The organism is Acidovorax sp. LjRoot194 (assembly GCF_964253015.1).
Taxonomy (GTDB): Bacteria; Pseudomonadota; Gammaproteobacteria; order Burkholderiales; family Burkholderiaceae_C; genus Acidovorax.
Genome location: NZ_CAXUQB020000001.1, coordinates 5,550,325 through 5,569,315, shown reverse-complemented (window position 1 = coordinate 5,569,315; position 18,991 = coordinate 5,550,325). Strand labels below are relative to the sequence as shown.

Genomic DNA, 18,991 nt, shown 5'->3' with positions numbered 1-18,991 from the left:
CATCGTGTCGCGTCTCGTCCATCACGCAATGCATTGCAGCGTGCCAATCTCCCCGCATATCCAGCACTGCAGCCGCACATTCCACCGCGGAATGTGATGAGGCCCAAACATCGTTAGCCAGCGCGGCATCGCCTGCCCAGAATGGGCCGCAGCACATGCCGCGAGGCGAGGACTCCACGATGCCCACCACTACCAGCCGGCGCAAGCTGCTGATCTCCACCGCCGCAGCCTGCCTGGGCGGCCCACTTCAGGGGCTTGCCTACGGGCAGGGGCAGCCGGCTTCGGCCGGCAGCGCACCGCAGGCCCGGCCCAGCCAGCCCGTGCGGCTGCTCGTGCCCTTTGCCGCAGGCGGCGCCACCGACATCACCGCGCGCGTGCTGGCGGGGCCGCTGTCGCAGTGGCTGGGCATGCCGGTGGGGGTGGAAAACCGCCCCGGCGCGGGCGGCGCCACCTGCATGGCCGAGGTGGCCGCTGCCGCACCCGACGGCGCCACACTGGGCGTGGCCACGCTGTCCACGCATGGCGTGAACCCCGCGGTCTACAAACAGCTGCCGTACAACGCGCTCGACGGCTTCACCCCCATCACCGAGATCGTCAAGGCCCCGGGCGTGCTGGTGGTGCACCCCGGCCTGCCGGTGCGCGACTTTGCGCAGTTCGTGCAGCACCTGAAGGCACGGCCCGGTCAGCTGGCCTACGCATCGCCGGGCAACGGCACCATCGGCCACATGTGGGGCGAGTTGCTCAAGAGCAGTGCCAATGTGCGCATGACCCACCTGCCCCAGGCCGGCGCCACGGCCGCGCTGGCCGAGGTGCTGGCGGGCCGGGTGCCGGTGTACTTCGACCAGGTGGCGTCGTCGCTGCCGCACATCCAGGCAGGCCGCCTGCGGGCGCTGGCGGTGTCGTGGAACCAGCGCCTGGCGGTATTGCCCCAGGTGCCCACCTACGCCGAGCTGAGCTTGTTCTCCAACAACGACCCGTCATGGTTCGGCCTGGTGGCCCCCGCCGGCATGCCGGCCGCCGCGGCGCGCCGGCTGCGCGATGGCGTGGCCGCCGTGCTCAAAGACCCCGGCGTGCTGGCGCGTCTGGGCGAGCAGGGCCTGTTCGCATCCGGCAGCCTGCCCGACGAGTTTGCCGCGCAGATCCGCAAAGAGGTGGAGAAGATGCGCCGCGTGAGCCGGTTTGCGCGGATCACGCTGGATTGAAGAAGGGGGCTGCCGCGTCCACCGCCGCAGGCAGGCAACACATCGCCTGCGGTGTTTGCCTCGGGTGCCATGTCGGTGGATTGCGGCGCGCCGCGGTCTGTCTTTGCACAAACCCGATGCATCCGGCAAAGGCGCGTAGCCTCGAGGGTCTGAATGTTTTTAGCCTCTACCGCTGGTTGGGCAAGCGCTAAGAGCTATATTTTTTATAGCAACGGGCAACGGGCAACGGGCAACGGGCAACGGGCAACGGGCAACGGGCAACGGGCAACGGGCAACGGGCAACGGGCAACGGGCAACGGGCCTAGCCGCAGTTGCGCAGCGTCTTGCCCGCCATGGCCGTGCGCAGCACCTCCAGCTGCGGGCGCAGCGCGTCGGTCACTGCGGGCAGGCGCAGGGTGAAGCCGGCGGTGTCCGGCCGCTCCTGGATCACGCGCGCGGTGCGCACGCCCTTGGTGGCCAGGTTGGCCAGCTCGCGCTCGGCGGCGTCCTTGGAGGCAAAGCGGCCGAGTGACAGACCCAGCTCCAGCGTGCCGCCCGCGCGGTCGTGGTCCACCTTGCGGGCCCGCAGCTCGGAGCGTTTGCGGTCCAGTGCTTCCTGGTCTTCGAAGCGGCCCATGTAGACCATCCAGCGGCCCGGCACGGGCGTGGGGTCGATCACCCAGCTGCCCTGCGGCAGCGGCGCGGCAGCGGTGCGCAGCGCCTCGGCCTGTCGTTCGTCGAACACACCGGCCTGCAGGCATTCGGCGGATTCGGTGGGAGGAGGGGAAGACGAAGAGGCAGCATCGCTGGACGCCGTGGCCGTGCCGGATGAAGAGCCGGGCGTGGCCGGAGCCGCCGAAGAAGAGGGCGAGGTGCCCGAAGAGGACGACGGGGACGTCTTGCCCGGGTTCACGCGCAGGATCTGCAGCGTCTCGGGCCGGATCTGCTGGTCCATGCGCTGGGGCTCCGCCTGCTCCTCCGGGGCCAGCCCCCAGCTCTTGAGCAGCCCTTGCGACCAAGCGTAGTAGCCCGCATTGGCCAGCAGCAGCACGATCACGGCAAGTCGCAGCATGGTGTCCTTTCAATAGCGGTGTTCGACCAGCGTAGGTCCAACGCACCTGCCGTAAAAACTGGCGCTACCCCCGCCAGCGCCACCGTGGAGCCGGCTTCGCCGGGCCAGGGGTGGCGTCCCCCTGTGGGGGATGACGCGAAGCGGCTCAGGGGGAATCTCATGCCACCGGCCGCACGCTGATCTCGGAACTCGTGATCGCCTGCATGCCCGCGTCCGTGTGCACCAGCAGCGCGCCGTCCTCGCCCACGCCATGGGCCGTGCCTGCGGTGCCGTCGCTCAGCGTCACCGCGCGGCCCTGCAGCACGTCGCGCGCCGCAAAGCGGGGCTGCATGGGGCCGAAGCCGTAGCCTTCGAACGAGCGCAGCAGGCTCACCAGCGGCGGCACGATGCGCAGCAGCGCGGCGGGTGCATCCAGGCCCGGCTCCACGTCCTGCAGGCTGCCGGGCGGCATGCTCATGCCGTCGCCGCTGCGCGGCAGCACGTTGATGCCGATGCCCACCACCACGTAGCGCTGGTAGCGCTGAGTGTGGGGCAGCCCGCCAGGGGCGGGCGCCGCGCCCTGCGGCGACACGAAGCTGGCCGTCTCGACCAGAATGCCGCCCAGCTTGCGGTCGCCACCCGCGCCGCCCAGCCACAAATCGTTGGGCCACTTCAGGCCCACGCGGGCAGGGTGGGCCGCGCCGACGGGTGGCAGCAGGGGCTGCAGGCTCTCGGCCACGCTCACACCCACCGCCAGCGACAAACCCGACCAGTCGGCAGGCGCCAGCGGCAGGCCCAGGGACATCATCAGCGACGAGCCGACATCGCTCTGCCAGGCGCGCCCCATGCGGCCGCGGCCTGCGGTCTGCTGCTCGGCCACGAGCAGGGTGGGGTCGCACTGGCCGGCGCGTGCGCGGCGCATCAGCTCGGTGTTGGTCGAATCGATGCTGGGCAGCACCTCGACGGTAAAACCGGGTAACAACGGTGACACCGCTTCCCACACGGCCTCTGCGGGCCAGCGGATGGGCGCGGTCACGCGCGGCGGCCCTGGGCGGTCTTCGCCTGGGGCTGGGCCGGCTTCACGGCCTTGGAGGGTTTTGCCGTCTGGGGGGTCTTTGCGGTCTTGGCCGCTTTGATGGGCTTGGCGGGCTTGGCGGCTTCTGCGGCCTGGCTGGCCTTCGCGTTCGCTTTCACCGCCTTGGCGGTTTTGGCTGCTTTCGCCGGGCTGCGCGGCACCGGCGGTGCCCAGCCGCGCTTGGGCGCCAGCAGTGTGCCGCGGCAGTTGGCGTTGCCGCACCAGCAGGGGTATTCGGCCTTGAGCTTGGGGGTGTAGCGCTCTTCGATGATCAGGCCATAGTCGTAGTTGAGCTCTTCGCCTGCCTTGATATTGCGCAGCGCCGTGATGAAAATGCGGCCGTCCCGTTCGTCGGCGTAGCAGTTGGGGTTGCAGCTGTGGTTGATCCAGCGCGACGAATTGCCGCCGAACTTTGCGTCGATCACGCGGTCTTCATCCACATGGAAGTAAAACGTGTGGTTCGGTTGCAGCGGGTCGTGGGGGTGGCGGTCCTGCGCCTCCTGCCAGCTGATGACCTCGCCGGTGTACTCCACCAGCACCTCGCCCTCGGCGATGTCCTGCACGGCAAACACGCCGTTGCCGTGCACTGCCGAGTGCCGGGTCTGGATGCGGCGACCCGGGGCGATGGTGGGGGCAGCAGGCGATGCAAAGCGGGGCATGGCAAAAACTCTGTTAACTTGATAGTGCACACGTGTGTGCGTGCGCGTGCATGTATGCGTACGTACATGCGCGCGAAACCCGAATTGTAGAAGCGCCCGGGCCGGACCCGGTCGCTTGGCCCCCAGAACGCAGAACGAACGACGACAGGCAAGAGCCCCCCAAAAAATGACCAAGACCCTGGTAATTGCAGAGAAACCCTCCGTGGCACAGGACATCGTGCGCGCCCTCACGCCCGTGGCGGGCAAGTTCGACAAGCACGACGACCACTTCGAGAACGACCGCTATGTGGTCACCAGCGCGGTGGGCCACCTGGTCGAGATCCAGGCGCCCGAGGAGTTCGACGTCAAGCGCGGCAAGTGGAGCTTTGCCCACCTGCCCGTGATCCCGCCGTACTTTGACTTGAAGCCCGTGGACAAGACCAAGACGCGCCTGAACGCGGTGGTCAAGCAGGCCAAGCGCAAGGACGTCACGCAACTCATCAACGCCTGTGACGCGGGCCGCGAGGGCGAGCTGATCTTCCGCCTGATCGAGCAGTACGCCGGCGGCGCCAAGCCCTTGGGCAAGCCCGTCAAGCGCCTGTGGCTGCAGTCCATGACGCCGCAGGCCATCCGCGACGGCTTCGACGCACTGCGCACCGAGCAGCAGATGGCGGGCCTGGCCCACGCCGCGCGCAGCCGCAGCGAGGCCGACTGGCTGGTGGGCATCAACGGCACCCGTGCCATGACGGCGTTCAACTCGCGCGACGGCGGGTTCTTTCTGACCACCGTGGGCCGGGTGCAGACGCCCACGCTGTCGCTGGTGGTGGAGCGCGAAGAAAAGATCCGCAAGTTCGTGAGCCGCGACTACTGGGAAATCCACGCCACCTTCGGCGCCGAAGCGGGCGAGTACCCCGCCAAGTGGTTCGACCCCAAGTGGAAGAAGGGCGAGGATGTGGAAATGCGCGCGGACCGCGTCTGGTCCGCCGCCGAGGCCACGGCTATTGCCAACGCCGTGCGCGGCAAGCCGGCCACCGTCACCGAAGAGAGCAAGCCCACCACGCAAGCGTCGCCCCTGCTGTTCGATTTGACCAGCCTGCAGCGCGAGGCCAACGGCAAGTTCGGCTTCTCGGCCAAGACCACGCTGGCGCTGGCGCAAAGCCTGTACGAGCGCCACAAGGCCCTGACCTACCCGCGGACCGACTCGCGCGCGCTGCCCGAGGACTACCTGCCGGTGGCCAAGCAGACCTTCGAGATGCTGGCCGACAGCGGCATGCGGCACCTGGCGCCGCACGCGCTCACCGCGCTGAACAACAACTATGTGCGCCCGTCCAAGCGCATCTTCGACAACAGCAAGGTCAGCGATCACTTTGCCATCATCCCCACGCTGCAGGCACCGAGCGGCCTGTCCGAAGCCGAGCAGAAGCTGTACGACCTGGTCGTGCGCCGCTTCATGGCGGTGTTCTTCCCGAGCGCCGAATACACGGTGACCACCCGCATCAGCACCGTGGCGCCCCATAGCTTCAAGACCGAAGGCAAGGTGCTGGTCAAGCCGGGCTGGCTGGCCATCTACGGCAAGGAAGCGGCCGACGAGGTCGAAGGCGGCAAGGAGGGCGACAAGGGCCAGAATCTCGTGCCCGTCAAACCCGGCGAAAGCGTGAGCACCCTCGCCGCCGACCCCAAGGGCCTCAAGACCAAGCCCCCCGCACGCTACTCCGAAGCCACGCTGCTGGGCGCCATGGAAAGCGCCGGCAAGCAGATCGACGACGAGGAGCTGCGCTCTGCCATGCAGGAAAAGGGCCTGGGCACGCCAGCCACCCGCGCGGCCATCATCGAAGGCCTGCTGACCGAAAAGTACATGCTGCGCGAAGGCCGCGAGATCATCCCCACGGCCAAGGCCTTCCAGCTGATGACGCTGCTGCGCGGCCTGGAGGTCGAAGAACTCTGCCGCGCCGACCTGACCGGCGAATGGGAGTTCAAGCTCTCGCAGATGGAAAAGGGCCAGCTCAGCCGCGAATCCTTCATGGCCGAGATCGCCGCCATGACCGAGCGCATGGTCAAGAAGGCCAAGGAATACGACCGCGACACCATCCCCGGCGACTACGCCACGCTCGAATCGCCCTGCCCCAACTGCGGCGGCACGGTCAAAGAAAACTACCGCCGCTTTGCCTGCGTGGGCAAGCCTGGGGCGGAAGGCTGCGGCTTCAGCTTCGGCAAGTCGCCCGCGGGCCGCACCTTCGAGACGGCCGAGGCCAACGCGCTGCTGCGCGACAAGAAGATCGGCCCGCTGGAGGGCTTTCGCTCCAAGGCGGGCTGGCCCTTCACGTCCGAGATCGTCATCAAGTACGACGACGAGGCGCACAACTACAAGCTCGAATTCGACTTCGGCGACGACAAGAAGGGCGAGGAGTCCGGCGAGCTGGTGGAGTTTGAAGACGCCTCGCTCGGCCCCTGCCCCATCTGCGGATCGGAAGTGCACGAGCACGGCAGCAACTACGTGTGCAGCAAGGCCGTGCCCACCGCCGCGCAGCCCACGCCGAGCTGCACCTTCAAGAGCGGCAAGATCATCCTGCAGCAGCCCGTGGAGCGCGAGCAGATGACCAAGCTGCTGGACACCGGCAAGACCGACCTGCTCGACAAGTTCGTGAGCATGCGCACCCGCCGCGCCTTCAAGGCCCACCTGGCCTGGGACAAAGACGCGGGCAAGGTCAACTTCGAGTTCGCGCCGAGCAAGTTCCCGCCGCGCCCCGGCGCTGTCGCCAAGGCCGCCGCGGCCAAGGCCGCCAAGCCCGGCGCCGCCGCCAAGAAAACCGCCAAGCCCGCAGCCGCCAAGAAGGCCCCGGCCACCAAGACCGCCGCCGCCAAGGCACCGCGCAAGGCCGCCGCCGGCAAGGCCCCCAGCGCCGCCCTGGCCGCCGTGATCGGCACCGATCCCGTGGCCCGCCCCGAGGCGGTGAAGAAGCTGTGGGAATACATCAAGGCCCACAACCTGCAGGACCCCAAGGACAAGCGCACCATCGTCGCCGACGACAAGCTGCGCGCCGTGTTCGGCAAGGACAGCGCCGGCATGTTCGAGCTGGCGGGCATCCTGGGCAACCACCTCGGAGGCGAATGATGACCCCCCAAGCTGAACGCACAACGCCGCGGGCTGGCCGCGTCTGGCGCGCCGCCCTCACCACGCTCGGGGCCGTCGTGGTCGTCGGCGCGCTGGGTGGCTGCGGCAGCACCAGCACCTCGGGCTCTGCACGCTCCAGCGACCCCGCCAGCCAGCAGCAGGGCGGCAGCGGCGTGACGGTGTTCGGCGATATCGATGTGAACGTGACGCGGGAGCGCACGCGCTGAGGTATTGAGGTGAAGGCGTGTGGTGGTGAGGCGGCGAGGCTTGAGGTGCCGAGGTGTGCATCTGGTTCAGCGTCGCTCGCGTCCATTCGGCGCCGCGGTGGCCACCGCACGCAGTGGGCCTGCCCACAGCGCATCGCGTCACCAGCCTGGACCGCACAGGTGATCGCCGCCCACCCGCACCCCTGGAAAGAGTGATGTGATGGGCGAGCCCGCACTGTCCCTGCAGATCGCCACCACGGTCCACCACCGCATCCACACCGTCACGGTGCGCATGGATTCGGTGGGCTGGGTGGTGTCGGGCACCAAGCACCTGGTCGCGCCCGGCGGCGGGCACCGCTATCCCAGCGGGCGGGTGTTCGTGCTGCCACGCGGCGCGCAGTGGGAGGTCGTCAACGACCCGGCGCCGCAAGGCCGCTATGTGGCGCGCCTGCTGTGTTTTGCGCCCGAGCTGGTGGCGCAGTTCCACCGACAGTTCGGCCAGTTCGCCGCGGTGGCCCCGGTGCAAGGCTGCGCCGGCATCGCTGCCGATGCCGCGTTCGAAGACGGCTACATGCGCGCCGTGGCCGCGCTGGAGAGCGACGCCAGTTCGCAGGCGCTGCGCGAACACCGCGCGCTGGAGGTGCTGCTGCTCCTGGCCGAATCGGACATCGTCTTCGCTCCCCCCGGCGAACTGGGCTGGGCCGAACGCGTGCGGCGCCTGGTGGGCCCGAGCCCCCAGGCCGACTGGACGCTCGAGCGCATCGCCGCGGCCTTCGCCATCAGCCCCAGCACCCTGCAGCGCCGCCTGGCGCAAGAGGGCGACACCGTGAGCCAGTGCCTGCGCGACGTGCGGCTGGAGACGGCGCTGGTGCTGCTGCAAAGCTCCACGCTGCAGGTCTCCGAGATCGCCGGCCGCTGCGGGTACGAATCGCACAGCCGCTTCAGCGCCGCATTCCGCGAACGCTTCGGCTTCCCGCCATCGCAACTGCGGCCGTGATGCGTCGGCTGTGCCGATCTGCGGGCAAACGACAAAACGACAAACCGTTCACGCTGAGCTCGTCGAAGCGCTGCGCAGGGCTTCGACAGGCTCAGCCCGAACGGGTTGTGCAAGTGATGCCGTTGGGAATGCACTGAAAAAGAAGCCCGGTCCGTTCACGCTGAGCTCGTCGAAGCGCTGCACAAGGCTTCGACGGGCTCAGCCCGATCGGGGTGTGGAGGTTATGCCGCTGGGAAGCCGCCAAAATGAAGACAAGTCCGTTCACGCTGAGCCTGTCGAAGCGCCGCGCAAGGCTTCGACAGGCTCAGCCCGAACGCCCTGGGGTGTGGCCGAGCGCGACCCCCCTGACGCGCAGCGCACAGCGATTGACGCCGCCGGGCCAGCGCCAAAGCACGGCGCGAAGCACCATCAAGGCCTTGTTCCACACCGCTATTGCAGGAGCCTTCTTGATGCCACAACGTCCCTCGCTTCACCGCCGCCTTCTGACCACCATGGCCACAGTGGGCCTCGCACTGACAGCCGGCACGCTGGCCGTCACAGCCGCCCACGCCCACGCCCAGGCCTTCAGCCTCAGCAGCCCCGACTTCGCCGCGGGCGGCACGCTGCCCCAGCGCTTCGAGTTCAAGGGCTTTGGCTGCGCAGGCGACAACCAGTCGCCCGCGCTGCGCTGGAGCGGCGCGCCCGCCGGCACGCAAAGCTTTGCGGTCACCATGTACGACCCCGACGCACCCACGGGCTCGGGCTGGTGGCATTGGTCGGTGGTGAACATCCCCGCCAGCGTGACCGAACTGCGTGCCGATGCGGGCGCGGCGGGCGGCGCGCAACTGCCGGCAGGTGCCAGCCACGTGCGCATCGACTACGGCGTGGCCGCGTGGGGCGGCACCTGCCCGCCCGAGGGCGATGCGCCGCACCGCTACATCTTCACGGTGCATGCGCTCAAGGTACCGCGGCTCGACCTGCCCGCCAACGCAACGGCGGCGCTGGCCGGCTACATGGTCAACGCCCACAGCCTGGGCAAGGCCACCCTCACCGCCCGCTACGGGCGCCCCGCGGCCCAGTAGGCGCGCTGCGCACCCGGGCGCCCGGGCCATGGCAGTGGCCGCAGTGACCGCAGTGACCGCAGTGGCCGTGTCGGGTGGAGCGGGGCGAGGTGGGCACCTGCGTTGTCTTGCCGTAAGCTCGCGGCGTCCGGCCCGTGCCAGCGTGGGTCGTCCCTGCCCACACTACTGAAGGCCCCACCCATGCGCAGTACCCGCGAACGAGCCCTCTGGTCCATCGCCCTCGCGCTGCTCTTGGCCGCTGCCGCCGCCGCATGGTGGACGGCCGACCAGTGGCTGCCGCAAGCGGGCCCGTGGGCCGACCAGGCGTGGAAGAAAATCACCCGCCCCGGCCCGGACACGCTGCCACCGGGCCAGCAGGCCGGCCAAGCCCGCGCAGCGCGCGGCGGAGCCTCGGAGCCGCTGCCCGCGCAGCCCCGCAAGTGCGTGCAGGACGGCCGCGTCACCTACACCGACCAGCCCTGCCCCAAGGGCAGCCGCGAGCAACCCGTGGACGGCGCCTTGACCTCGCTGCCGAAGTGATGCAAATAACGCCTGCCGGCGCCATCAAGATCGGAGCGCATGGCATCCCCGGTAGTAAGGCTGTCCCGCATGTGCCAGGCCCCCGGGCCCTGTCACCAGACTGCCTTGGTGCGTCGATAGAGTCGGCCTCTTTTCCAAAATGGAACGATCCCCCATGAAAGCCTTCTCCCTGGCAGCCGTCTGCCTCTGTGCCCTCATCGTTACCGGCTGCGGCGGCAGCGACGACGCCCCTGCCCAGCCCCAGGTCATCGCGCACCGCGGCGCCAGCGGCTACCTGCCCGAGCACACGCTGGGCGGCTACGAACTGGCCATCCGCATGGGCGCCGACTTCATCGAGCCCGACCTGCAGATCACCAAGGACGGCGCACTCGTGGCCATCCACGACGACACCCTGAACCGCACCACCAACGTGGCCACGCTCTTTGCGCAGCGCAACGGCGGCTACAAGGTGGCCGACTTCACCCTCGCAGAAATCAAGACGCTGACCGTGGTGCCCACCGGCACAGGCAAGGTCAGCTACCCCGGCTTTGTGCCCAGCGCCACCAGTCCCTTCACCGTGCCCACCTTTCAAGAGGTGGTGGACTTTGCCAAGAAGCAAAGCAGCGCCGTGGGCCGCGAAGTGGGCATCTACCCCGAGGCCAAGCAGGCCGACCCGGTCATGGAAGACGGCATCCTCAAGACGCTGAACGCCAACGGCTACAACGGCACCAGCAAGGTCTTCATCCAGTCGTTCAGCGACGCCACGCTGCGCAGCCTGCGCACCAAGCAGATCGCGCAGAACAACAAGATGCCGCTCATCCTGCTGGGCGTGGCCACCACCGCGGCCGACGGCAGCGTGCGCATGGGCGTGACGGGTGCCACCGGCGTGCGGCCGCTCACGCTGAAAGACGTGGCCAGCTTCAACGAAGGCGTGGGCGTGCTCATCAACAACACCACCTACCCCGTCACCAAGGCCTTCATCGACCAGGCCCACGCCGCAGGCCTGAAGGTGCACGGCTGGACCTTTGCGCAGGCCGACGCCACGCTGGCTGCTGCAGAGTTCCGCAAGTACCTGGACATGGGCATGGACGGCATGTTCGCCAACTACCCCGACCTGGCCGTGACCACGCGCAACGCCTACGTGCAGGGCAAGTAACGGCGCGCTGAGGGGCGCGGCCCGCCGTGTGGCACACGGCGGTGACAGCCCGGGCAGCGCATTTGGGCTAGGCTTGGAGCCTGCGCCGGCCCGTCACTCCCGTGGCGCCGGCCCAGCACCACCACCAGCCACCCCACGCAAGTCCCCACGTACATAGCCACATACATAAGCACGCACTCGCCATGCCCCAGCAGCCCGCCTCCACGCACTCCACCGCCAGCCCCACCCGATCCCTCCCCTTCGCGGGCGCCAGCAACTTCCGCGACCTGGGAGGCTACATCGGCCGCGACGGGCGCGCGGTCAAGTGGCGCCACCTCTTCCGGTCAGACCACCTGGCCGCGCTCACCCCGCAAGACCAGGCCCTGCTGGCCCAGCTGGGCGTCACCCGTGCCATCGACTTTCGCGGCAAGGCCGAAAGCGCCGCCTACGCCTACGCCCTGCCCGGCGTGGCCTACCACCCCCTGGTGATCGAGCCCACCGTGGTGCAGCGCGCGCTGGAGCTGCAGCGCACAGGCCGCCAGCTCACCGCACAAGACGCTGTGGTGCTGATGCAGGACACCTACCGAGGCTTCGTGCACGACAACGCGCCGCGTTTTGCCGAGCTGTTCCAGTTGCTGCTGGCGGGCAACCAGCCCACGCCCGTGGTCTTTCACTGCACCGCCGGCAAAGACCGCACCGGCTTCGCCGCCGCCCTGATCCTGCTGAGCCTGGGCGTGCCGCGCGATGTGGTCATGCAGGACTACCTGCTCACCAATACCCTGTACCGCCGGCCTGAGGGCATGGGGAGCCATGCGCCCGAAGAAGTGCTGTCGGTGCTGTGGCGAGTGCAGGAAGAGTTTCTGGATGCGGCGCTGCACATGGTGGACAACGACTTTGGCGGCGTGCAGGCGTATCTGGTGGATGTGCTGGGTGTGGATGCGGCGGCGCAGGAGGCGTTGGTGGGGCGGTATTTGCAGAAGTAGCGGGGGTGGCAGGTTCGGAGCGCAATTGGTTGCACCTCTCACGTTTGCGCTCTGTTTTTTGCTTCTAGACTCCTCCGGCTCAAGCAGTTGCTATCCGATGGATCAGATGCTGGAGTTTGTTTAATCTCCCATCTGAAAGTCAGAATGTCGTATATCTATGAGAATCCGGAGTCTCTTGTTGGCAAGCCGCTCGCGGGAACCCACCAGTGCGTTGCCCTCGTTAAAGAGTATGCGCGTGCGCCGGCCACTGCTCTGTGGCGCGAAGGTGCAGCGGTCAAAGGCAACCTGTTGCTGAAGAAGGGCACCGTCATCGCGACGTTTGTGGATGGCAAGTATCCAAACAAAAGTACCGGAAACCATGCAGCGCTCTATGTCTCGCAAGACGCTTCGGGTATCACCGTGGTTGACCAGTGGGTCGGCGTCGACGGTATCCAAAAGCGCGTTCTCGCCTTCAAGGGCAAGGACAAGAAAGGAAACCTGATCAGTCCCAGTAGCAACGGTGATGCTTTTTCGGTGGTGGATTGAGCATGATGACCTATAAAAAAATCTTCGCTATCACATTTCTCGTCTGGGGTGGATTAGGTTGTGTATGGGCCCAGACGCCAGTGGCGTCGGCCACATCCTCCGCAGCAGGCCAGTGCCCTGAGTCTCTGCAGGTCCAACAGACTCCTGCCGACAAGGTCGGACCCGACTGGCAGGTCCGAGCCAGCAACGAAAGCCATCCGCATTTCAACGTCTCATTTTTCTCAGGCCCTCCCGAGAAGCTGGAGAAGCTGGCGCCGGACAGTCAGCAGCGCAAAGGCAAGACGCTGATCTCTCAGTGGAATTTTGCAGAGTCCCCCCAAGCGTACTGGGTAGCGTGCGAGTACTTCCGGACGTCGGCGATTGCAGCTAGGCCACTGGACAAAGACACTACCGGTTGCACCGCAGAACACAATCTCAATACATCACCGCCCACCGTAAAACGGTGGACCTGCCAGCGCACAGCGCGCCGCTGAAGTGCACGTGAATGCTTGATTGCCGCAAGTGGATGACTCGCGCTGCAGCTAATCCGGACGCGGTCGCTGCACCCCGACGAGCTGGTTCAACAGCACACCGCCCCTCCATGCTGCCTTCGCCTTTTTGTCGTGGAGTAGTCGCTATGGCCATTCGCTGGCACTCGGTATTTTTCCTCACGGTGTTTTCAGCTACGGGTTGCGCTATTGCCCAAACAGGCCACACCCTGTCCGGCATCGCTCACGAGGGCACGTGCCCCGCGTCCATTCAGGTCCAGCAAACGCTAACCGCCGAACCGCCGGCGGGTTGGCAGGCGGTGGGTAGCTCGCGCAACCACTACCTCAACAACGTATCGCTGTACTCCGGGCCGCCGGAAGAAAGAGCGCATCTGATGCCCAGCAGCGAGCGGCGCAAGGGCAAGACATGGGTGGTGACTTGGCTACTCTATCCCCAAGACCTCCCTTATTGGGTTGCCTGTGAGTACGCGCAAACAGCCGCTGTGATAACCAAACCTCTCGAAAAAAGCATCACGTCTTGCACTGTGGAATACGACCGGAACATTTCACCCGTCATCTTCAAGCGTTGGTCGTGTCGCAGTGGCGACCTGCAATAAATCGGGCGAAAGGTAGCCACGGGGCAGTGGGATTCCAGGGATTGTCAAGAGCCGCTAGCAGTGCGGGAGGCCCACAACTTCGTCATGCCTTTGCTCATAAAGTTGAAGCTGCTAGCGCTTTCGAAGTAAGCGGCAGAGGCCAATTTGGCTTAGTTTTTACCCCACGCTCTCCCGTCGACACTAAGTGCAGCCGTCGCCATGAACATCCACCGCCACATCGTCTTCCTGCTCATCGCTCCCGGCTCAATGGCTCTCGCTATAGCGCAATCAGCACCTGGCCCCGACGCAACGCCAACGGGCAGCCCGTGTCCGCAATCTCTGCAAGTCCAGCAAACGCCTTCGGACAAGGTGCCCCCTGATTGGCAAGTCCGCGGCAGCAATAGCAGCTACCCCCTGGACAACGTGGGTTTTTATGAAGGCCCGCCGGAGCTGCTCATGCAAAAGGTGCCGCACCGCACGCACAGTCGAGGCAAGACGCTGTACTTGCAATGGGCTTTCCCGCCCTCCACGCAGCAGTATTGGGTGGCCTGTGAATACTCAGGCACCTCTGCGGTGGCTACGAGGCCTCTCGACAAGAGCGTTACTGGGTGCAAGGCAGAACATGACCTCAATATATCACCGCCCACCGTCAAACGGTGGAGCTGCCAGAGCCAAGTGCGCCACTGACAATTGCTATTGAATTGGTAGCTTCTAGCGCTTATTCAACAAGCGGTGGAGGCCACTTTGATGCCAATTTCCGATGGGCACCGCCACCAAGGCCCACCAACCGCTCGCACAGCAGCTCGCCCCCACCCTCTGACATTTGATAGTTGCCGCATTCGCCGCACCACCCTACATTGGATTTACAAATGGACACATAAGTAGATCAGCAGGCAAAGGGGGAAGGCAAGTGCAGGCATGGCGACATTGATACCGGCGATAGGCTCGTCCGCGTTTGATTCCACTGGTGAGCGGCGGCTGGCCGAGGGGCTTGAGCAGAAGCTCGATGACGAGTATCTGCTGTGACACAACGTGCCAATAGGCCCCATGTTCGCCCACCGCTTTGGCGGCGTCTGAGGCTGCCGTAGCTCGACCGGATGCGCTGGATCATGTTCCCGCAGGTGCGCGTGCAACCCAGGGCGCCCTGTTTGACGACAACGACGCCGACACCCAGCTGCCCGGCATCATGCGCGTGATGGACATCCAGCAAGAGCAGCTGGCCCGCAGCCTGGGGCGACGACAACTGGACCACCGTATGGCCGACGACATTCTGAAACCCGAAGTCGTCAGGGGACAGTGATGACGGCATCCCGTTACCGCAACTCATAAGCTGCGGGCGCGAGGTTCGGAGCCCATTTTGATCGACCTGCCGACGCTGCTTGAGCGGGCGGCAAACGTGGCGATTTGCTGGGGATCAGCATGCGCTAAGGCACGTATGGGGCGATATGGAGGTGTGTTCGGTGGCGCTGGTGCGCAAGCATCGGGTGATTCGTCGGTCGGGGGTTACGGGCCGGAGGAGTACACCATTAAGTTGATGACGATGCATTCGATTAAGGGGTTGGAGGGGCGGTGGCGGCAACTCCACAAACGTGTGAGCAGTTTCAATTGGCGCGGAGTCGCGTACCCCGCACTCAAGTGCCTGTCAAAACGCAACTAGGGTGCTGTATATGGCAGTTAGTCGTTGGGCGCAATTTATAGCGATCGGGCGATAATTTTTTCGATATTATCCAAGGAGGGGTGATGAGGCAATTGAACATCATTAGTGGCGCGGGCATCAATTTGGGCATCTCTGCGGTTTGCCCTGAAGCGACTGAGATTACAAATTTTACCTACCAAAAAATCAGCACAAGCGTTTACGAAAGAGTTACACCTGAAATTAGGGCAATGTTTTCCCCGGATTCTTTTGATTATATATTGGGTGGATTATTGACGATAAATTTAGTTATAGAAAGAACAAAATCTGAATTGCAGCGATTTCGGATGGACCCGCATGCATTTTCTGCCTTGTTTAGGCAATCGGAGTTGCAGGGCTCAATAGGGAGCGCGCTAGATGACATCGAGGAAAAGCTTACGATATCTTTGCGGCAGATGATGTCAGTGGTCAACCGTTTTGATCGTCATATTGCTCGAATTTTTTCGGATTATGATTCGATAAATTATTTTACCCTTAATTTTGATGGACTATTTGATCACATCGTTTATGGGCCGAGATACTCCAGAGGTACAGACGTCACAGATTTTTGGGCCGGAAATGGTCAGATGAATCGCAGTGCCGCGGCGAAATTCAAAATATTGCATTTGCATGGTGATCTTCGATATAAGCCCACGAAGAAAACCCAATATCATACTCCCCCTTATCGTTGGCCAGTGCTAGTAGTCGGGGATCAAGGTGTGAAAAAGGGAATTATCGCTGGAAATGAGGCGCTGCTTTTCTATAAGCAATACTTCAATTCCATCTGCGGAAATAGAGGTTTGGCGACTGAAAACAATCTTGCGATTATCGGGTTTGGGTTCAGGGATGAGGATAGTCATATAGTTTCCAATATTCAAGATGGGTTGTTGAATAATGTTTTTGATAAAGTTTCAGTTTATAGTCCAGAAGACAAATTATTGTCCATTTATCCTGCCCGGCGATGGATGACCCCAACGAATGGATCTTTAACGGATTTTTTAGACGGCCTGTAAGAAGGGGCGGCTGGAGCTCTCAAAGCGCCCTGGCACGCCCCCCACTCAAATCTTGACGAACTGCGTACTCGACAACGCCCCAAACGGCAGCTCCGACAGCCGCCCGCCCACCGCCAGCGTGCCCAGGTCCACCGGGAAGTAGCCAATCGCGTCCAGTACTTCGCGCACTGCAGCCTTGGCGGCGGCGTCGTCGCCGGCGTAGAACATGGCGCGCTGGCCGCCGGAGACCTGGGGCTGGGCCAGCACGTTCACGTCCAGGTGGTTGAACGCCTTGACCACGCGGGCGCCGGGCACGAATTCGCTGAACACTTCGCTGGATGAGCGTCCGCCCAGGTCGATGGCCTTGATGCCGTAGGCTGCCAGTGGGTTGGTGGGGTCCTGCGCATCGGGCGAGTTGGGGTCCAGAAACTCCACGGGGTTGGTGCCGTCGATGACGATGCGGCCGTTCCAGGCGGGCAGGGGGCCCAGCGCCTGGCCCAGGTCTTCCCAGCGCACGGCGATGAGCACGATGTCTGCGGTGGCAGCTTCTGCGACGGTGCATGCCTGGATGGTGGGGCCCAGTTCGGCTACCAGAGCGGCCAGGGATTGCGGACCGCGCCGGTTGGAGAGGGTGGCCGACAGGCCCTTGCGGGCCAATGCGCGGGCCACGTTGGAGCCGAGACCGCCAGAGCCGATGATGCCGATGTTCATGATGTTTCCTTGGGTGAGTGAGTGAGTGAAGTGGGTTGAAAGAACGTGATGGAAAGTGAGTGGAGCCAAGGCGACGCTGGACAGGCCTGCGCGATGCGCCGGCCCTGTTCAGCCCCGCCCTAGGCCAGCCGCCCGGCCTGGCGCAGTTGCCCTGCAATGCGCCGGATTTCTGTGGCGCCCTGTGCCAGTGCGGCCGGGCTGGTGTGCACCGAGTAGCGGCCCATGACCAGGTCGTGCGGGTGCGGCACGGCAGAGCCCAGCACGAACCGGGTGGGTTCGGTGGCGACAAAGTCGATGCTCTGGCTGCTGGGCTCGAACGCCACCAGCTCGCCTGCGTCAAGGCCTTCGCCTGCAGTGAGGGCCCCGGTAGCCACCGCTGCCCACGCCACCGTGTGGCCCTGGGGCGGGGTGTAGGTCCAGCGTTCGCCCTGGGCCAGTTGCACCGACAGGTAGGTCATGCCGCCCGGCGCCGCGACCGGGCTGCGCGCCGGGCCGTAGGTGCCCATCAGCACCCGCACCGGGCCGACCTGGGGCACCAGCTCGGGGGCGAGGTACTGGCTCTGGGCGGGGGCGTTCTCCAGCGCGGCGGGCAGGGCCACCCACAGCTGAAAGCCGCGGCCCGGCGTGTCGCCCACCGGGGCACCGGTGTGCCACACGCCGTTGCCAGCACGCATCCATTCCACGCCGCCTGCGGGCAACAGGCCGGCTTGGCCGGTGCTGTCTTCGTAGCGCACATCGCCTTCCGACAAGAACGTGACCGTGGCGATGCCCGAATGGGGGTGCATGCCAAAGCCCTGCTGCGCCGCGCCGGGTTGGAAGTGCACCAGGTCCAGAAAGATGAAGGGCTTGAGCACCTGGCCCAGGTCCCCGGGGCTCATGAGGCGGGTGATGGGGCCGTGCGTGGTGCCGCGCGTGCGGTGGGCGATGGCGCGTGGGGCTGAAGCTGGTGCAGACATCCTGAAAACCCTGAAGGTGTTGAAGTGATGCCTGTAGCTTAAAAATTCATCGATTGATTGACTAGATAGCGCAATATGATTGCACTCGTCCATTAATCGAATGAATGAATACGTGAATGAGCGAGCGAGTGCAGCCATGCTGGATCTGAACGACGTTGCGGTCTTTGTGCAGGTGGTGCGCTGCGGCAGCTTTGCCGAGGCCTCGCGCCGCCTGGGCGTGCCGCCCAACACCCTGAGCCGCCGGGTGCAGCAGCTCGAGGCACACCTGGGCACCCGGCTGATGCAGCGCTCGACCCGCCATCTCACGCTCACCAGCGCGGGCCAGGTGTTTCTGGAGCGCTGCAGCGGCGCGGTGGAGGGCCTGATGGATGCGGGCGAGGAGCTGCTGGCGGTGAACCAGGAGCCCAGCGGCCTGGTGCGGGTGGCGGCGCCAGCGGACTTTTTTGATTTCTTTGCGATGGAGTGGCTGACCGAGTTTCTGGTGGCGCACCCCAAGGTACGGGTGGACTTTGTGCTGAGCGATGGGCGCGCAGACCTGATCGCAGACCGGATCGACGTGGCGTTTCGGGGCGGCATCCTGGAGGACTCGGGCCTGTTTGCCCGCAAGGTGCTGGACGCGGGCACCGACGGCCTGGTGGCCAGCCCCGCCTACGTGGCGCGCCAGGGCGTGCCGGCCACGCTGCAAGACCTGGCAGCCCATGACTGCCTGGTGTTCGGCCACCCCAGCGGCAAGGCCACCTGGCGCGTGACGGGGCCGGACGGCGCACCGGCAGAGGCGCAGGTGTCCGGCCGCTTCAGCGGCAACACGGCGCAGGCCCTGCGCAAGGCCGCGCTGGCGGGCTTGGGGATTGCGCTGCTGCCCTCCACGCTGACGCAACGCGACCTGCGCGCGGGCCTGCTGGTGCCGGTGCTGCCCGGTTACCACCAGGTGGGCCACGGCGTGCACATGGTCTACCCCAGCAGGCGCTACCTGCCGTTGGCCGTGTCGGCGTTCATGGATCTGGTCATCGACAAGATGGGCGCGGTGCAGGAGCTGCCGCCGCAGGCCTGCGGCTGATGCGGCAGGCATCCACCTGAGCCGTTCACGCTGAGCCAGTCGAAGCGCCGCGCCAGGCATCGACAGTCCCAACCCGAG

Annotated in this window: 20 protein-coding genes; 15 read left to right on the top strand and 5 right to left on the bottom strand. The window is 65.4% G+C overall.

Annotated features, from left to right (window positions below):
• Positions 1-179 precede the first annotated feature (179 nt).
• On the top strand, positions 180-1,202 hold the full coding sequence (locus tag ACSQ3N_RS25285; protein WP_436147786.1) for a tripartite tricarboxylate transporter substrate-binding protein: 1,023 nt from the start codon (positions 180-182) through the stop codon (positions 1,200-1,202).
• Positions 1,203-1,503: 301 nt separating this feature from the next.
• Here the strand turns inward: ACSQ3N_RS25285 and ACSQ3N_RS25280 are convergent, their stop codons facing one another.
• The 3 genes from ACSQ3N_RS25280 to ACSQ3N_RS25270 form a co-directional block, all read right to left on the bottom strand.
• The gene (locus tag ACSQ3N_RS25280) at positions 1,504-2,253 is read right to left on the bottom strand and encodes an SPOR domain-containing protein (RefSeq protein WP_436147785.1); all 750 of its coding nucleotides are present in this window, start codon (positions 2,251-2,253) and stop codon (positions 1,504-1,506) included.
• A gap of 157 nt (positions 2,254-2,410) precedes the next feature.
• Positions 2,411-3,268, bottom strand: coding sequence for a biotin--[acetyl-CoA-carboxylase] ligase (locus ACSQ3N_RS25275; RefSeq protein ID WP_436147784.1), 858 nt, complete (start codon positions 3,266-3,268; stop codon positions 2,411-2,413).
• Positions 3,265-3,966, bottom strand: coding sequence for an SET domain-containing protein (locus tag ACSQ3N_RS25270; RefSeq protein ID WP_056411216.1), 702 nt, complete (start codon positions 3,964-3,966; stop codon positions 3,265-3,267). The genes ACSQ3N_RS25275 and ACSQ3N_RS25270 overlap by 4 nt, the downstream gene beginning before the upstream one ends.
• A 166-nt stretch (positions 3,967-4,132) precedes the next feature.
• On the opposite strand from ACSQ3N_RS25270, the gene ACSQ3N_RS25265 reads away from it, so the two are divergent.
• From ACSQ3N_RS25265 to ACSQ3N_RS25205, 13 genes are all read left to right on the top strand, one after another.
• The gene (locus tag ACSQ3N_RS25265; RefSeq protein WP_436147783.1) at positions 4,133-7,057 is read left to right on the top strand and encodes a DNA topoisomerase III; all 2,925 of its coding nucleotides are present in this window, start codon (positions 4,133-4,135) and stop codon (positions 7,055-7,057) included.
• Entirely contained in the window at positions 7,057-7,284 is a 228-nt protein-coding gene (locus tag ACSQ3N_RS25260) for a hypothetical protein (protein WP_436147782.1), read from the top strand. The genes ACSQ3N_RS25265 and ACSQ3N_RS25260 overlap by 1 nt, the downstream gene beginning before the upstream one ends.
• A 199-nt stretch (positions 7,285-7,483) precedes the next feature.
• On the top strand, positions 7,484-8,260 hold the full coding sequence (locus tag ACSQ3N_RS25255) for a helix-turn-helix transcriptional regulator (RefSeq protein WP_436147781.1): 777 nt from the start codon (positions 7,484-7,486) through the stop codon (positions 8,258-8,260).
• 449 nt (positions 8,261-8,709) lie between these two features.
• A complete protein-coding gene (locus ACSQ3N_RS25250) occupies positions 8,710-9,321 on the top strand; it encodes a YbhB/YbcL family Raf kinase inhibitor-like protein (RefSeq protein WP_436147780.1) in 612 nt (203 codons plus the stop codon).
• A 180-nt stretch (positions 9,322-9,501) separates the two neighbouring features.
• Positions 9,502-9,840, top strand: coding sequence for a DUF4124 domain-containing protein (locus tag ACSQ3N_RS25245; RefSeq protein ID WP_436147779.1), 339 nt, complete (start codon positions 9,502-9,504; stop codon positions 9,838-9,840).
• A 154-nt stretch (positions 9,841-9,994) separates the two neighbouring features.
• Positions 9,995-10,975, top strand: coding sequence for a glycerophosphodiester phosphodiesterase family protein (locus ACSQ3N_RS25240; protein WP_436147778.1), 981 nt, complete (start codon positions 9,995-9,997; stop codon positions 10,973-10,975).
• Positions 10,976-11,157: 182 nt separating this feature from the next.
• Entirely contained in the window at positions 11,158-11,937 is a 780-nt protein-coding gene (locus ACSQ3N_RS25235; RefSeq protein ID WP_436147777.1) for a tyrosine-protein phosphatase, read from the top strand.
• A gap of 144 nt (positions 11,938-12,081) precedes the next feature.
• Positions 12,082-12,462, top strand: a complete 381-nt coding sequence (locus ACSQ3N_RS25230) for a BPSL0067 family protein (protein ID WP_056171136.1) — start codon at positions 12,082-12,084, stop codon at positions 12,460-12,462.
• A gap of 2 nt (positions 12,463-12,464) precedes the next feature.
• Positions 12,465-12,935 (top strand): STY0301 family protein, encoded by a 471-nt coding sequence (locus tag ACSQ3N_RS25225; RefSeq protein ID WP_235507441.1) that lies wholly within the window; start codon positions 12,465-12,467, stop codon positions 12,933-12,935.
• A gap of 143 nt (positions 12,936-13,078) precedes the next feature.
• Complete coding sequence (locus ACSQ3N_RS25220) at positions 13,079-13,546, top strand: STY0301 family protein (protein WP_056171133.1); 468 nt, start codon at positions 13,079-13,081, stop codon at positions 13,544-13,546.
• Positions 13,547-13,744: 198 nt separating this feature from the next.
• Entirely contained in the window at positions 13,745-14,212 is a 468-nt protein-coding gene (locus ACSQ3N_RS25215) for an STY0301 family protein (protein ID WP_369817178.1), read from the top strand.
• A 376-nt stretch (positions 14,213-14,588) separates the two neighbouring features.
• The gene (locus ACSQ3N_RS25210; protein ID WP_056171129.1) at positions 14,589-14,825 is read left to right on the top strand and encodes a hypothetical protein; all 237 of its coding nucleotides are present in this window, start codon (positions 14,589-14,591) and stop codon (positions 14,823-14,825) included.
• A gap of 440 nt (positions 14,826-15,265) precedes the next feature.
• Complete coding sequence (locus ACSQ3N_RS25205; protein ID WP_156372139.1) at positions 15,266-16,210, top strand: hypothetical protein; 945 nt, start codon at positions 15,266-15,268, stop codon at positions 16,208-16,210.
• 45 nt (positions 16,211-16,255) lie between these two features.
• Here ACSQ3N_RS25205 and ACSQ3N_RS25200 read toward each other — a convergent pair whose 3' ends face one another.
• Both ACSQ3N_RS25200 and ACSQ3N_RS25195 read right to left on the bottom strand, forming a co-directional pair.
• Positions 16,256-16,900: an NADPH-dependent F420 reductase gene (locus ACSQ3N_RS25200; RefSeq protein WP_056171126.1), complete on the bottom strand. Its 645-nt coding sequence runs from the start codon at positions 16,898-16,900 to the stop codon at positions 16,256-16,258.
• 119 nt (positions 16,901-17,019) lie between these two features.
• Entirely contained in the window at positions 17,020-17,856 is an 837-nt protein-coding gene (locus tag ACSQ3N_RS25195; RefSeq protein WP_056171119.1) for a pirin family protein, read from the bottom strand.
• A 136-nt stretch (positions 17,857-17,992) separates the two neighbouring features.
• Between ACSQ3N_RS25195 and ACSQ3N_RS25190 the strand changes: the two genes are divergently transcribed.
• Complete coding sequence (locus ACSQ3N_RS25190) at positions 17,993-18,913, top strand: LysR family transcriptional regulator (RefSeq protein ID WP_436147776.1); 921 nt, start codon at positions 17,993-17,995, stop codon at positions 18,911-18,913.
• Positions 18,914-18,991: the final 78 nt, after the last annotated feature.